A 14,355-nucleotide genomic window follows, 5' to 3' on the forward strand; every position below is an offset into this window, starting at 1 on the left:
CCGGGGTGCCAATTGTCTCGCCAGGGGGCGGATCTGTCCATCCGCGCTGCCGCTCTCCATGGCAGCGCGGCGATGGTTACTGATCCGCCTTGGCGCCCGACTTGCGCACGATCTCGGCCCACTTGTTGCCCTCCGCCACGGTGTAGCGCGCGAACTCGGCGGGGGAAGAGCCTACGGGCTCGGCGCCCATGTCGGCGTACTGGCGCTGCACGTCGGGCTGGCGCAACGCTTGCGCGGCGTGGGCCGCCAGTTTCGCCACGATCGGGGCCGGCGTGCCGCGCGGTGCCCATAGGCCGTACCAGGTGCTGATATTGAAGCCAGGCAAGCCCGACTCCGCCACCGTAGGCACGTCCGGCAGGGCGCGCGCGCGCTTGAGCGTGGTGACGGCCACGGCGCGCAGCTTGCCGGCCTTGATAAACGGCATGGCTGATGGCATGGAATCGAACATCAACTGGATCTGGCCGCCCATCAGGTCGGTCAGCGCGGGCGAGCTGCCCTTGTACGGCACGTGCTGCATCGAGACGTTGGCGGCGAACTTGAACGACTCGCCCGCCAGTTGCTGGGCCGACGCATTACCCGCTGAACCAAAGTTGATGCTGCCGCCCTTGGCCTTCGCATAGGCAATCAGGTCCTGCACGGTCTTGACCGGCGAATCGTTGTTGACCACCAGCACCAGCGGCACATCGGCCAACTGCGTGATGGGCACAAAAATCGCGGAACGCGTCGTAGCGCATCTTGGGGTAGATGCTCGGGTTGATCACATGCAGCGAGGCATTGGCCAGGGATCGTGTANCCCGTCGGGCGCGGCCTTGGCGACCACTTCCGCGCCGATCATGCCGCTGGCGCCCCGTCGGGCGCGGCCTTGGCGACCACTTCCGCGCCGATCATGCCGCTGGCGCCCGGCTTGTTGTCGATCACGACCGTCTGGCCGAGCGTGTCGCCCATCTTGACGCCGACCACGCGCGCCAGCAGGTCGGTGGGACCGCCCGGCGGGTAAGGCAGCACCATGCGGATGGGGCGTTGCGGGAAATCATCGGCGGCACGGGCGGGAGAAGCGCCGAAGGCGGCGATGGTGGCGACGGCAGCCGTGGCCAGGCTCGCCAGCAAGACCAGATGGCGTGCGTTATGGCGATGCTTGGTGCGGTGTGTACCGTGTTGCGTGTTCAGGACCCTGAATCGGAATGGCATGACTTTGTCTCCTTGATTTTTATCGCGACTTTGCCGATGACCTGCCGGGCTTCCAGGGCGCCCAGCGCCTCGGCCAGCCCGCTCATCGGGTACACCTTCGACACCGTCGGTCGAATCTTGCCCTCGCTGGCCCAGGCGCACAGCGTGCGCATGACGGCCTGCAGCGCAGGTGCATGCTGTGCCCGCTCGTTGGCGGGGGTCCAGCCGATATAGCGGCCGACAAAAAATCCATGCAGCGTCAGGTTCTTCACCAGCAGCAGGTTCAGCGGCGCTTGCGGGATGCGGCCGCTGGCAAAGCCGATGCTGAGAATCCGCGCATTGGCAGCGGCCGCGCGCAGCGCCTGGTCGAACAGGTCGCCGCCTACCGGATCTACCACCACGTCGGCGCCATGCCCGCCGGTTACGCGCTTGACGGCGGCGGCCAGGTCTTCCGGGGCCAGCGCATGCTGAGCGCCGCGGAGCAGGGCCTGCGCGCGTTTCGATTCGGTGCTGGCGCAGGCGATCACCTGCGCGCCCAACTGGTGGGCGATTTCCACCGCGGCCAGGCCCACGCCGGCGCCGGCGCCGAGCACCAGCACCGTTTCGCCCGGCTGCACGGCGCCGCGCCACACCAGGCCGCAGTAAGCGGTGCCGTAGGAGAGCGGGACCGGCAGGGCTTGCAGTGCGTCAAGCGTATCGGGTATGGGGTAGACCGTGTACTCCGGCAGCGTGACTTCATCGGCAAAGCAGCCCCAGTCGGCAATGGCCACCACGCGGTCGCCGGGGCGCAAGCGCGTGACGGCCGCGCCGCAAGCCACTACCCGGCCGACCGCCTCGGTGCCGGGCACGAACGGCAACGGCGGCTTGGTCTGGTAGCGTCCCGCGACCATCAGGCCGGTGGCGTGGCTCACACTTGCATATTCCACGGCAAGCGTGACCGCGTGCGGATCCGCAAGCGCCGGCCGCGGGATGCTCGCCAGGCGGACGTCTTGTGCTTTGCCGAAGTGCTCGCAGAGCAGGGCGCGCATCATGCTGTGGCTCCCGCCGTGTTTTGGCCAGCCAACGGGCTAGCCTGCCTGACAACGCCGCACTCCAGCAATCGGGCGAGCTTGTCAGGCGTTATGCCACATTCGCGCAGCACGGCTTCGGTGTGTTCGCCGACACGCGGCGCTGCGCTCGGCGCGCGCCGCATGCCCTTGGCCGGGATGCCGGCAAACGGCAAGGTACCCAGGCCAGCCTGCGCTACCGTCTGGAACGTCTCCTGCTGCGCGGCTTGCGGGTGGTCGAGCACTTGCCGGTAGTCGCGCACCGGCGCATGGAGGATATCGTGCGCCTGAAGGACGCGCAGCCAGTGCCCCGTGCTCTTGCCGGCAAGCACCGCAGCCACGGCGTCCTGCAGCCACGCCGCGTGCGCCATGCGGCTGGCATTGTCGGCAAAGCGCGCATCGTCCGCCCACGCCGGGCGATCCAGCGCCACGCACAGCCTGCCGAACTGCGCGTTGTTCAGCGCCAGCAAGGTGAGGCTGCCGTCGCTGGTGGCAAACACGCCATTCGGCGCGCTCACCGGCCCGGCAGCCACGGCGCCCTGGATGGCGTACTCGAGGATATTGTTGGCCTGCAGCGCTACGCAGGCGTCGAACAGGTTCAGCTCGACATGTGCGCCGAGGCCGCGGCGAAAGCGCCTGCACAAGGCGGCGGCGCAGGCCTGCGCTGCATACAGGCCGGTGGCCGCGTCCGCCAGCAGCATGCCGATGCGGCGCGGCGTGCCGTCGGCCATGCGGTTGGTGTGCATGAGGCCGCTGTCGGCCTGCATCACCGAGTCCGAAGCCGGATAGTCGGCATAGGGGCCGTGCGCGCCGTAGCCGCTGATCGACACATAGACCAGCGCCGGGTTGCGCGCGCACAGCGCGGCATAGCCCACGCCGAGCCGCTCGGCAACCTGCGGCCGGAAGTTCTGCACCACGATATCCGCCTGCAGCGCGAGGTCGAACAGCAGCGCCTTGCCGGCGTCGGTGGCCGCATCGATGCAGACGCCGCGCTTGCCGGCGTTGTACGCGATCGACAGCGCGCTATGCTCCCCGCGCACCACGCCCACATGCCTGCCCCAGTCGCCCGCCGGCGGATCGACCTTGATGACCTCGGCGCCTTGTTGCCAGAGGATATGCGCACAATACGGGCCCGCAATGCCCTGGCTGATATCCAGGATGCGCAGGCCAGAGAAGGGCAGCTCGTCGACCGCTTCGGAAGATGAGGCGGTATGTGAAGCTAGGGCGGATTGCAGGTCGGTCTGGGACATCGGCAGGGATCCGGGAGTCGTAAGGTGGTGTCGGATGGCTTATGCTAGGGCGTACTCCTGGCCGTGACAATCCGCCGGCCTGTGCCACCCGTGTTGACTCATGATTGACAATAATCCCAGCTTCGACCTGAACCTGATCCGGCTGTTCGTCACGCTGGTGGAGTCCAGAACGCTCACGGCCGCCGCCGCGCGCGGCGGCATGACCCGCTCCAATGTCTCGCGCCGTCTCAAGGCGCTTGAGCAGCATATGGGCGCGCAATTGATGCGGCGCACTACCCGCCATGTGGAGCTGACCGAGGCCGGGCGGCTGCTGTATGCGCACGGCGTTCGCATGCTCGATGAGCTGCAGGCGGCGGGCACCTCTATCGACAGCCTTGGCCAGACCGTGCGCGGCGACGTGCGGATCCGCCTGCCCACCGGACTCGGGCATCTCTACCTGGCGCAGGTATTACTGGAGTTTGCCCGGCAATACCCGGCCATCTCCCTGCGCGTGCTGATCAACGACTATATCGGCGACCTGATTTCCGCCGAGGTGGATGTGGCGCTGAAGATCACCTCCCTGCCGCCGGAGGACCACGTGGCGCGCAGGATTTGCGGGGTAGGCTGGTGCCTGTGCGCAGCGCCGGCCTTCCTGGCCGAGCATGGGCCAGTGAGCCGCGCCGAGGATCTTGGCCATTGCGACCTGATTGCGCCGGCATCGCTCGGGCGGCGCTTCGATCTCAAGCTGAGACTGGCCGGCACGCCGCTGATCCTGCGGGTCGCCCCGCGCATCCAGTCCGGCGATTATCCCTTCCTGTTCGAGTCGATGATGGCTGGACTTGGCGTTGCTCTGTTGCCGCGCTATGCGGTGTGGCAACAGATCGGCCGCGGCGAAGTGGTGGAGGTGTTGCCCGAATACGAACCCGAAGGCGTGGGCGACAGCATTTACATGCTGACGGCGCCGAACCGGTTTCCCACGCTGGCCACCCGCACCCTGATGGATTTCATCCGGGCGCGGCTGGAGAGCCAGGCGGGCAACTGGATTGGGCGTGGAGCTGGCGGGGAATGAGCGCGAGGAGCCTGGCGCGCCTATTGTAAAAACAGGCGCCACTTTTTAGTGACTCTGGTTTCGTGGAGCACTCGAACTGATTTGCCTGGAAATACCCTGGGCAACCAGCTGTGGCGGCTGACCGTTGGATGCTGAAGCGGATATTCGAAATACCGCCCTCCCAGGCGGCTCGCCTCGAGCAGGCGCGACTAGCCGCGCCCCTTACTGCGGGCCCAGCTTCTTGATCAGCGCGTCCAGCATCGCCAGCTCCTGCTCGTCCAGATCCGTCAGCGGCGCGCGGACCGGGCCGGCGTCGTGCCCGACCAGCTTGGCCCCGGCCTTGACGATGCTCACCGCGTAGCCTGCGCGGCGGTTGCGGATGTCCAGGTAGGGCAGGAAGAACTCGTCGATCAGGCGGTTGGTGGTGGCGTGGTCGTCGGCGGCAATCGCGCGGTAGAAGTCCATCGCCGTCTTGGGGATGAAGTTGAACACGGCCGACGAGTACACGGGCACGCCCAGCGCCTTGTAGGCCGCGGCATAGACTTCCGCGGTGGGCAGGCCGCCCAAGTAGGAAAGGCGGTCGCCCAGCTTACGGCGGATGCGGACCATGCCTTCGATCTCGCCCACGCCATCCTTGAAGCCGATCAGGTTCGGGCAGCGATCGGCCAGGCGTTCCAGCATGTCCGCGTTGATGCGGGAATTGCCGCGGTTGTACACGATCACGCCGATATGGACCGACTTGCAGACTTCTTCAATATGGTTGGCAATGCCGTCCTGGCAGGCTTCGGTCAGGTAGTGCGGCAGCAGCAGGATGCCCTTGGCACCCAGACGCTGGGCTTCCTTGGCGTAGGCGATGGCCATACGGGTTGGGCCGCCTGCGCCGGCGAGGATGGGCACCTTGCCGGCGCAGGTTTCCACCGCGGTGCGGATGACGTTGGCGTAGTCGTCCGGCGTCAGCGAGAAGAACTCGCCGGTGCCACCGGCGGCGAACAGGGCGGTGGCGCCGTAGGGGGCCAGCCATTCCAGGCGCTCTACATAGGTCTCGGGGCGGAAGTTGCCTTGCGCGTCGAAGTCGGTCACGGGGAAGGAAAGCAGGCCTTCCGAGACGATCTGCTTGAGTTCTTGTGGTGTGGTCATGGGGGCTGGTCCTGATACCCGCAAGGGCAGGGTTGGTTCACGGGGTCTTGTGCTGGATTCTGATTGGCACAATTTCGATATACGTCATCGTACAACTAGGAATTTGAATGCGCAAGTGTTTTTGCCCGGATGGAGGCCGTGACCCCGGCGGTGCTCGCATGGCACTTTGCCCGAAGGCGGCGGCGGTCATCTGAGACAGCCCCGGCGAGCCGTTGAGAGGGTGGAGCAGAATCTTCCCAAAGCACGGTGAAAGCTGGCTGAAAGCTTCTTGTATCCCTTTTTTTTTGGCACAGGACGCGGGAGGCGGTCACGGCTCGGCGGGCTAGAACGGTCTCGCGGAGGTGTTGCACCCAAACTCGGGTAAACACTTAATGTTGTCGATCAACGCCGGTGCCTATAATTCGAGTCATACGATGACATATCACGTAGCCGACCAAGCACGCGAGAAGGACGCCAGCCGCAAGCCGGTCTCCGGATCTCTCAGCCGGCTCCGTGCAGGAGACCCCATGAATCTCAGCAATTCAATCAGTGTGGCCGGCGCGGCCACCCGTCGCAGCAATGTCCGTTACTGGATCCTGCTGATGATCTTCGTGGTGACGACGGTGAACTACGCCGACCGCGCCACGCTTTCCATCACCGGCCCCGCGATGCGCGCGGAGTTCGGCTTCGATGCCGTGCAGATGGGCTTTATCTTCTCGGCCTTCAGCTGGGCCTATGTGATGGCGCAGATCCCGGGCGGCTGGCTGCTCGACCGGTTTGGCGCCCGCCGCATCTACGCCTGCAGTATTTTCCTGTGGTCGCTCTTTACGCTGCTGCAGGGTTTTATCGGCGTGTTCGCCACGGTTGGCGCGGCGGTGACCACGTTGTTCGTGCTGCGATTTGCCGTGGGCCTGGCCGAGTCGCCGGCGTTCCCGGCCAATGCCAAGGTCGTGGCCAGCTGGTTTCCCACGGCCGAGCGCGGCACGGCTTCGGCCATCTTCAACTCGGCGCAGTATTTTGCCGCGGTGCTCTTTACGCCCTTGATGGCGTGGCTGACCCACGCGCTGGGCTGGCACCACGTCTATATGTGGATGGGTGCGCTGGGCATGGTGCTGGCCGGTCTCTGGCTCAAGGTGGTGCGCAGCCCGGCGACGCATCCGGGCGTGAACCGCGCGGAACTTGACTACATCAAGCAGGGCGGCGGGCTGATCGAGATGAGCGGTGACGCTGGCAAGAAGGAGAAGGAAGCGCCCGGCACGCGCTGGTTCTACGTGCGCCAGTTGCTCTCCAACCGGATGTTGCTGGGCGTGTACCTGGGCCAGTATTGCATCAACGTGCTGACGTACTTCTTCCTGACGTGGTTTCCCGTGTACCTGGTGCAGGCCCGCGGCATGTCGATCCTGAAAGCCGGCTTCGTGGCTTCGCTGCCAGCGATCTGCGGCTTCCTGGGTGGCGTGCTGGGCGGCGTGATCTCCGATGGGTTCCTGCGCCGCGGCTATTCGCTGACGGTGGCCCGCAAGGTGCCGATCGTCGCCGGCATGCTGCTGTCGGTCAGCATGATTGCCTGCAATTATGTGGATAGCGAATGGCTGGTGGTGGGCTTCATGGCGCTGGCGTTCTTCGGCAAGGGGATCGGCGCGCTGGGCTGGGCGGTGGTGGCGGATACGGCACCGAAGGAAGTGATCGGCCTGGCCGGCAGCATCTTTAACATGTTCGGAAACATCGCGGGCATCGTCACGCCGATCGTGATCGGCTATATCCTTGGCACCACCGGTTCCTTCAACGGCGCGCTGGTCTTCGTCGGCGCCAACGCGCTGGTGACCGTGATCAGCTACCTGGTGATCGTCAAGGAAATCAAGCGCGTCGAGCTCAAGCATCCCTGAATTCAGTGGCGCCGGCTGCGCGGGCGCAGCCCCGGCGCAGCGGCCAAGCGTTTCGCAAGGAAAAAAGACATGTCGGTGATCGATATCAAAGTAGAGCAGCCAGGCGGTTCGCAGCCGGCTGCGCAGGTGCAGGGCACTCCGCTGTACATTCGCATCCACGAACTGGATAACGTGGCCATCGTCGCCAACGATGGCGGCCTGCCGGAAGGCACGGTGTTTCCCTGCGGCCTGACCCTGCGCGAGCGGGTGCCCCAGGGCCACAAGGTGGCGCTGGCCGACCTGGCGGCCGGCGATGCCGTGGTGCGCTACAACGTGGTGATCGGCTATGCGCTGCGCGACCTGCCCAAGGGCAGCTGGGTCAATGAGCGCGTGATCGAGATGCCGGTGGCGCCCGGGCTGGACAACCTGCCGATCGGCACGCGCGTGGCGGACCCGCTGCCGCCGCTGGATGGCTATACCTTCGAGGGCTTCCGCAATCCGGACGGCTCGGTCGGCAGCCGCAACATCCTTGCCATCACCACCACCGTGCAGTGCGTGTCGGGCGTGGTGGAGCACGCGGTGCGGCGCATCAAGGCCGAGCTGCTGCCACGGTATCCCAATGTGGATGACGTGGTGGGGCTGGAGCATACCTATGGCTGCGGCGTGGCCATCGATGCGCCGGACGCCATCGTGCCGATCCGCACCCTGCGCAATATCGCGCTGAACCCGAATTTTGGCGGCACCGCGATGATGGTGAGCCTGGGTTGCGAGAAGCTCCAGCCAGAGCGCCTGCTGCCGGCCGGCAGCTTGCCCGGCGGCCTGGATGTGGGCGTGGTGTGCCTGCAGGACGACGAGCTTTTCGGGCGTGACCGCCAATCCCGCCGTGGGGTTTGCCACCGACCTGCTGGTGCGCGCCGGCGCCACCGTAATGTTCTCCGAAGTCACTGAAGTGCGCGACGGCATCGACCAGCTCACCGCGCGCGCCGCCACGCCGGAAGTGGCGCAGGCCATGATCCGCGAGATGGATTGGTACGACCGCTACCTGGAAAAGGGCCGGGTCGACCGCAGCGCCAATACCACGCCCGGCAACAAGAAGGGCGGGCTGTCCAATATCGTCGAGAAGGCCATGGGCTCGATCGTCAAGTCCGGCAGCACAGCCATTACCGGCGTGCTCTCCCCGGGCGAGAAGCTCAAGCAAAAGGGCCTGATCTATGCAGCCACGCCCGCCAGCGACTTTATCTGCGGGACCCTGCAGCTGGCCGCCGGCATGAACCTGCACGTATTCACCACCGGCCGCGGCACGCCGTATGGCCTGGCCGAAGTACCCGTGATCAAGGTGGCAACGCGCAGTGATCTGGCCCGCCGCTGGCACGACCTGATGGACGTGAATGCCGGGCGCATCGCCACTGGCGAGGCCACCATCGAGGATGTGGGCTGGGAGTTGTTCCGCTTGATGCTGGACGTGGCAAGCGGGCGCAAGAAGACCTGGGCCGAGCACCATAAGCTGCACAATGCGCTGGCGCTGTTCAACCCGGCGCCGGTGACCTGAGTGTCTTGCGTGGCCTGCGCCCCTCGGAATCGTTGCCGGCGGCCGGGACCAGAGTCACGGCCGCTTTACATTCCCGCCGGACCCACCTTAAATGAGGAGGGATCCGGCCCCTCCCGGCCACCACACCTTCCGCCTTTCTCTCCCTCGGTTCGCCATGCCATCCTTCTTCCCGACATGACGCTGGAGACGGAGAGATGCCGTTCTTCGTGGCGCGTAGCCGGCGGGACGGCCGAACCCGTATCCGGGATTCCGTCGCGAGGTGCATCATGGCCGATTTGTCGAGTGAGCTGGTCAATGGGTTGAAGTCGAAACTGAGAGGCCAGGTGCTGCAACCTGGCGAGGCGGGCTATGAGGAGGCGCGGCAAGTCTGGAACGCCATGATCGACCGCCGTCCCGCGCTGATCGTCAAGAGCGCCGGCACGGCCGATGTCATCGATACCATCGTGTTCGCGCGGGACAACGGCATGCTGCTGTCCGTGCGCGCTGGCGGCCATAATATCGGCGGCCTGGCTCTTTGCGATGGTGGCGTCACGCTGGACCTGTCAGGCATGAAATCGGTGCGGATCGACCCCACCGCGCTGCGCGCCTACGTGGAGCCCGGCGCCACGCTGGGCGATTTCGACCACGAGGCGCAGGCCTTCGGCCTTGCTACGCCGCTCGGCATCAACTCCACCACCGGTGTGGCCGGACTCACCTTGGGCGGCGGCTTCGGCTGGATCAGCCGCAAGTACGGCACCACCGTGGATAAGACCGTTTCGACGCCATGCCCGATGAGCTGACCGTATGGGCCGTGCTGCGGCTCGCGCCGCCGCTGCCGTTCCTGTCGCCCGAGACCCATGGCAAGCCCGTCGTGGCGCTGGCCATCTGCTATATCGGGCCGCCAGCGAACGGGCCGCAACTGGTCGAGCCATTGCGTCATTTCGGCACGCCGTATGGCGAGCATGTCGGGCCCATGCCGTTTGCGGCCTGGCAGCAGGCGTTCGATCCCTTGCTCACGCCCGGTGCGCGCAACTACTGGAAGTCGCACAACTTCGCCGGACTCGACGATGGCCTGCTCACGCTGTTGACGGACTACGTCAACAAGCTGCCCTCGCCGCACACCGAGATCTTTATCGGCGCCATGGGCGGGCAAACCAACCGGGTCGCGGTGGACGCCGCTGCGTATCCCAATCGCGATAGCAACTATGTGATGAACGTGCACGGACGCTGGACCGAGCCGGCCGACGACGACGCCTGCATCGCCTGGTCGCGCGAGGTCTTCCAGGCTGCGGCACCCTACGCGCTCGGCTCGGTTTACGTGAATTTCCTGACACAGGAAGAGGGCGATCGCGTCGGCGCCGCGTACGGGCCGAACTACGCGAGGCTGGTCGAGGTCAAGCGGCGCTACGATCCCGACAACCTGTTCCGCCACAACCAGAACATCAAGCCCTGAGCGCGCCTTTGCAGCCTATGCCGCCGGCCCCGTGCCGACGGCATGGGTAACGTCGATCTTCGTGCCGCCGGCGAGCGTCTGGTACACCACGCAATAGCGCTCGGTCAGCCGCAACAGCGTTTCGACCTGATCGGCCCGCGCGTCCGTATCCAGTTCAAACCGCACCCGGATCGCGTGGAAGCCCACGGCGGCGTCCTTGCTAACGCCAAGCGTGCCGCGAAAATCGAGGTCGCCTTCCACCAGCACGCGCGCGCCGCGCAGTGCAATGTCCAGCGCTGTCGCTACGGCGTTCAGCGTGACCCCGGCGCAGGCAGCCAGGGCCTCCAGCAGCATGTCGCCGGAGCAGGCGCTCAGGCCGGTGCCGCCGGTGGCGGGATGCAGGCCGGCTTCGACCAGCGCCTTGCCGGTTTCGAGGCTGCAGGTGATTCCTTCACCGAGACGGCTGGAAGCCCGCAACGTGATCGATGCGGTTTCCGGGTGTTCCCGATACTTTTCCTTGAGCGGGGCCTGGAGGGTGCGGAGCTGGTCGGCGTTCATGGGAGTGCTCTCGACGCTAGGTGTTGGTCGTGACCGGTGGCGGTCCTGGCAGTGTAATCCTCAACGCTTCCGGGGATTTGCCATGGCGCCTGAACGGCTGGCTGCAAGGCCGCCGCAGGTTCTCCAGAAGCATGGTTCGGTCGCGTTTGCCTGATCGCCGGTTTCAGGACAACCAAGCGATTCAGATCAACCGCGCCCCCGGCCAGGCCCCCGACATCACAATATTGCGCACCGACTGCCTGACTGTCTGCATGATGTCCCACAATTCAGGCACTGGCGTGCGGTTACGCGCGGTGGCGAGCGCCACTTGCCGCGTCACTACCGGCTCCACCAGCCGGGCTGAATGCAGCCGGCCTTGCGCCACGCGATCCGCCACGGCGGCAAATGGCAGCAGGGTAGCGCCGCAGCCGTCTTCCACCAAGCGCATCGATACGGTGTTCGACGCATCGCACTCCAGCGCGAGCTGCAGGCTGGCGCCCGCCCTGGCCGCGAGCGATTCGGCCAGGACCCGCAGGCCATGCCCGGTACTGGGCAGTATCAGCGGCACTTCGCCAAGGCGGCGTACCGGAAAGGTCGGGCCGAGGTGGCTCCAGGATGTGGGCGTGACCAGCGTCAGGTCTTCTTCCAGCAGGATGTCGACCTTCAGCGCCCCTTGTTGCTCGGGCAGGTAGAGCAGGGCGACGTCAATCTCGCCCGCGGCCAGCCAGGCCAGCACGGGGCTCGCCAGCCCTTCGACAAAGCGCACCTTGGTCGCGGGAAAGCGCTGTTTGAGCGCGGTGCCGATGCTGGCAAACGCGGTGTTGGCGATGGTGGGCTGTGCCGCGATCACCAACTGCGCGGGGCCCTGCGCCGACGATGCGCGGATGGCTTCGCGCGCTTCGGCCAGCGTGGCCGCTACCTGGCGGGCGTAGACGATGAGGGTCTGGCCGGCCTCGGTCAGCACCACGCCGCGCCCGCTGCGGTGGAACAGGCGGGTGTCCAGCGCGGCTTCGAGCCGGGCGATCTGCCGGCTTACGGTCGACTGGTCCGCGCCCATCTCGAGCGCGGCGCGCGAGATGCTCTGCGTGTTGGCGACGCAGACGAAGCAGGCCAGATCCTCGGAGTTCATCGCGACGCTCAGCCGGCGAAGCGATCGCGCAGTGCCTGCGTCGCGGTACGGAAGAGATTCTGGTCCAGGCCCACCGCCACGAAGCTCGCGCCCATGTCCAGGTAGCGGCGCGCGTCGGCTTCCACCGGCGTCAGCGTGCCCACGGCCTTGCCGGCGCGCTTGGCGGCCTCGAAGATGCGCGCCACTTGCACCTGCACTTCGGGATGGTTGGGGTTGCCGAGGTGGCCGCAGGCGGCCGCCAGGTCATTCGGGCCGATAAAGATGCCGTCCACGCCATCCACCGCGCAGATCTCGTCGGCCGCATCCACGCCTTTCTGGCTCTCGATCTGCACCAGCACGCAGATATTGTCGTTGATCTGGCTGAAGTACTCCGGCACCGTGCCGTAGCGGTTGCTGCGCTGGACCATCGACACGCCGCGCACGCCAGCGGGCGGGTAGCGGGTGGCGCTCACCGCGCGCTCGGCCTGCTCGGCGCTCTCCACGAAGGGAATCAGGAAATTATAGAAACCGATATCCAGCAGGCGCTTCATCAGCACCGGATCGTTGACGGGAGGGCGCACTACCGGCGCGCTCGCGCTGCCTTGCAGCGCCATCAGTTGCGGGATGAAGGTCAGCACATCGTTGGGCGAATGCTCGCCATCGAGCAGCAGCCAGTCGAAGCCGGCCAGGCCGAGGATCTCGGTGGTGGTGGCGTTGCCGAGCGAGCACCAGCACCCGATCGCGCGCTTGCGCGCCAGCACGTCGGCACGAAAGCGGTTGGGCAGGGGCGAGGGCAAGCTCGAATTCGGGAGGGTGGACATCACGATGGTGTTCCTGTTTTCAGTCTGGGAGGCGAATGCCTCAGCCGATGATGCCGGTCTGCCAGGGCGGCGTGGTCCTTCATGCCGCCGTTGACAGGCTGCTTGCTTGCCTGGCGGGTCAGTGCGAGCCGCTGACGATCTGCTTGGTGAAGCTGGCGCGCTCCATCTGGACCACCTCCACGCTGACCTGCACGCTGTCTTCCGAGTTGGCTGGGCGCACCGCGTCGGCAATGATCTCGCAGATCGCTTGACTCAGTGCCTGGCGCACGGCCAGGTCGCGGCCGTCCAGGATGTGCAGGCGCGCATGGACGAAGGCGCGCTCGCGCGCCTCGGTGCCCTGGCGGTAGGAGGTCAGCGTGATGCAGCGTGACTTGATGTCCGGCTCGCCGAACTGGCCTGAGGCCAGCAGCGCGGCATTGGCTTCGTCCAGCAGTTCTTCCTGCGAGCAGGTCAGCCGGGTGTTTTCGGTGATTTCAATGATGAGGTGCGGCATGGTGGCTAGGCCTGAAAGTTACGGTTGGTTGCCGGGGCGGGCGGACTAGTCCACCGCCAGCCGCGATAGCGGGCCGGGCGATTTGCCTCGGGCCGCGTGCACGCGCGCGGCGGCATCGTCGAGCTGGGCCAGCGTGCCGCTGTCCACCGGCATGAACTCGGCGCGGGCACGGCGCCACGCGCGCTCAGGCTCGCCGGGCAGCAGGATGGCATCGGTGCCGGGCTGCAGGTGCGACGAGCGCAGCCAGTCGACGAAGGCCTGCACTTCATGGCCAAAGGTGGTGCTGCTGCCCAGGCGTTCCGGATCGAACACGATGGCCAGCATGTTGTTCCAGACCGCGTGCGGGCACCGTCACGCCCTTGTTGTTGGCCACGCGCACCTTGCCCAGCGCGATCGCGCTGGTGGCGAAATCCATCACCAGCGGCTCGCCGCCGGCCACCGGCACGCCGATGGTGAACGGGTTGGTGCCATAGCGCGCCTCATAGCCGCCATGCGGGGCCACGATCGGCTTGGATAGCACATTGACGAAGTGGATGGAGATCATGCCGGCAGCGGTAGCTTGCTCGGCCCAATGGCCAACCCGGCCAAGATGGTGCGAGCTGCGTAGCCCCAGCACGCATACGCCGTGCGCGCGCGCGCGCTCGATGGCCAGGCCCATGGCTTCCTCGGTCACCGCCTGGCCCATGCCGCGGTTGCCATCCAGGCTGAGGATGCCGCCAGCCTCGTGCACCACGCTCACGCGCTGGTTCAGTTGAAGCTGCTCGCCTTGCCAGGACATCACATACTTCGGGATCATGCCGACCCCGTGCGAGTCGTGGCCTGACAGGTTGGCGCCGACCAGGTGGTCGGCGGTCAGGCGGGCCTCGCGGGTATCGGAGCCGGCGGCGAGCCAGAGATCGACCACCCATTGATGGAGGGCGGGAGTCGGGATGCGGTGTTCACTCATGGGCTTGGGCGTTGAAAGAGGA

General features: G+C 66.3%; 9 protein-coding genes and 4 pseudogenes. 4 read left to right on the forward strand and 9 right to left on the reverse strand.

Annotated elements, in window-relative coordinates; all coding sequences use genetic code 11:
* Positions 1 to 76: 76 nt before the first annotated feature.
* The 3 genes and pseudogenes from OR16_RS21320 to OR16_RS21330 all read right to left on the reverse strand — a co-directional run bounded on the left by OR16_RS21320 (position 77) and on the right by OR16_RS21330 (position 3,463).
* Positions 77 to 1,188 (reverse strand): annotated as a pseudogene (locus OR16_RS21320) (Bug family tripartite tricarboxylate transporter substrate binding protein).
* Positions 1,164 to 2,195, reverse strand: a complete 1,032-nt coding sequence (locus tag OR16_RS21325; protein ID WP_043420541.1) for an NADPH:quinone oxidoreductase family protein — start codon at positions 2,193 to 2,195, stop codon at positions 1,164 to 1,166. Before OR16_RS21325 ends, OR16_RS21320 begins: the two are co-directional and overlap by 25 nt.
* Positions 2,195 to 3,463 (reverse strand): CaiB/BaiF CoA transferase family protein, encoded by a 1,269-nt coding sequence (locus OR16_RS21330; protein WP_006160031.1) that lies wholly within the window; start codon positions 3,461 to 3,463, stop codon positions 2,195 to 2,197. The genes OR16_RS21325 and OR16_RS21330 overlap by 1 nt, the downstream gene beginning before the upstream one ends.
* Positions 3,464 to 3,563: 100 nt before the next feature.
* Between OR16_RS21330 and OR16_RS21335 the strand changes: the two genes are divergently transcribed.
* Positions 3,564 to 4,511, forward strand: a complete 948-nt coding sequence (locus tag OR16_RS21335; protein ID WP_006160032.1) for a LysR family transcriptional regulator — start codon at positions 3,564 to 3,566, stop codon at positions 4,509 to 4,511.
* 201 nt (positions 4,512 to 4,712) lie between these two features.
* Here OR16_RS21335 and kdgD read toward each other — a convergent pair whose 3' ends face one another.
* Positions 4,713 to 5,627 carry a 5-dehydro-4-deoxyglucarate dehydratase gene (kdgD, locus tag OR16_RS21340; protein ID WP_006160033.1) on the reverse strand — a complete coding sequence of 305 codons (915 nt, stop codon included), beginning with the start codon at positions 5,625 to 5,627 and terminating at the stop codon, positions 4,713 to 4,715.
* A gap of 506 nt (positions 5,628 to 6,133) precedes the next feature.
* On the opposite strand from kdgD, the gene OR16_RS21345 reads away from it, so the two are divergent.
* The 3 genes and pseudogenes from OR16_RS21345 (at position 6,134) to OR16_RS21355 (ending at position 10,449) form a co-directional block, all read left to right on the forward strand.
* The gene (locus OR16_RS21345; protein ID WP_006160034.1) at positions 6,134 to 7,489 is read left to right on the forward strand and encodes an MFS transporter; all 1,356 of its coding nucleotides are present in this window, start codon (positions 6,134 to 6,136) and stop codon (positions 7,487 to 7,489) included.
* Between the two features lie 126 nt (positions 7,490 to 7,615).
* Positions 7,616 to 9,017: pseudogene (locus OR16_RS21350) on the forward strand (UxaA family hydrolase).
* Between the two features lie 266 nt (positions 9,018 to 9,283).
* Positions 9,284 to 10,449 (forward strand): annotated as a pseudogene (locus OR16_RS21355) (FAD-binding oxidoreductase).
* A 15-nt stretch (positions 10,450 to 10,464) separates the two neighbouring features.
* On the opposite strand, the gene OR16_RS21360 reads toward OR16_RS21355, so the two are convergent.
* From OR16_RS21360 to OR16_RS21380, 5 genes and pseudogenes are all read right to left on the reverse strand, one after another.
* Entirely contained in the window at positions 10,465 to 10,986 is a 522-nt protein-coding gene (locus OR16_RS21360) for an OsmC family protein (protein WP_006160035.1), read from the reverse strand.
* 181 nt (positions 10,987 to 11,167) lie between these two features.
* The gene (locus OR16_RS21365) at positions 11,168 to 12,094 is read right to left on the reverse strand and encodes a LysR family transcriptional regulator (protein WP_006160036.1); all 927 of its coding nucleotides are present in this window, start codon (positions 12,092 to 12,094) and stop codon (positions 11,168 to 11,170) included.
* 8 nt (positions 12,095 to 12,102) lie between these two features.
* Complete coding sequence (gene garL, locus OR16_RS21370; protein ID WP_006160037.1) at positions 12,103 to 12,894, reverse strand: 2-dehydro-3-deoxyglucarate aldolase; 792 nt, start codon at positions 12,892 to 12,894, stop codon at positions 12,103 to 12,105.
* Between the two features lie 118 nt (positions 12,895 to 13,012).
* A complete protein-coding gene (locus OR16_RS21375; RefSeq protein ID WP_006160038.1) occupies positions 13,013 to 13,387 on the reverse strand; it encodes a 5-carboxymethyl-2-hydroxymuconate Delta-isomerase in 375 nt (124 codons plus the stop codon).
* Between the two features lie 45 nt (positions 13,388 to 13,432).
* Positions 13,433 to 14,333, reverse strand: a pseudogene (locus OR16_RS21380) (malate/lactate/ureidoglycolate dehydrogenase).
* Positions 14,334 to 14,355 lie beyond the last annotated feature (22 nt).

The organism is Cupriavidus basilensis OR16 (assembly GCF_000243095.1).
GTDB lineage: Bacteria > Pseudomonadota > Gammaproteobacteria > Burkholderiales > Burkholderiaceae > Cupriavidus > Cupriavidus basilensis_D.

Coding starts and splice junctions, on each gene's coding strand:
- garL (WP_006160037.1), bottom strand. CDS start 12,894: ATGTCCACCCTCCCGAATTCGAGCTTGCCCTCGCCCCTGCCCAACCGC.
- OR16_RS21325 (WP_043420541.1), bottom strand. CDS start 2,195: ATGCGCGCCCTGCTCTGCGAGCACTTCGGCAAAGCACAAGACGTCCGC.
- kdgD (WP_006160033.1), bottom strand. CDS start 5,627: ATGACCACACCACAAGAACTCAAGCAGATCGTCTCGGAAGGCCTGCTT.
- OR16_RS21335 (WP_006160032.1), top strand. CDS start 3,564: ATGATTGACAATAATCCCAGCTTCGACCTGAACCTGATCCGGCTGTTC.
- OR16_RS21375 (WP_006160038.1), bottom strand. CDS start 13,387: ATGCCGCACCTCATCATTGAAATCACCGAAAACACCCGGCTGACCTGC.
- OR16_RS21365 (WP_006160036.1), bottom strand. CDS start 12,094: ATGAACTCCGAGGATCTGGCCTGCTTCGTCTGCGTCGCCAACACGCAG.
- OR16_RS21360 (WP_006160035.1), bottom strand. CDS start 10,986: ATGAACGCCGACCAGCTCCGCACCCTCCAGGCCCCGCTCAAGGAAAAG.
- OR16_RS21330 (WP_006160031.1), bottom strand. CDS start 3,463: ATGTCCCAGACCGACCTGCAATCCGCCCTAGCTTCACATACCGCCTCA.
- OR16_RS21345 (WP_006160034.1), top strand. CDS start 6,134: ATGAATCTCAGCAATTCAATCAGTGTGGCCGGCGCGGCCACCCGTCGC.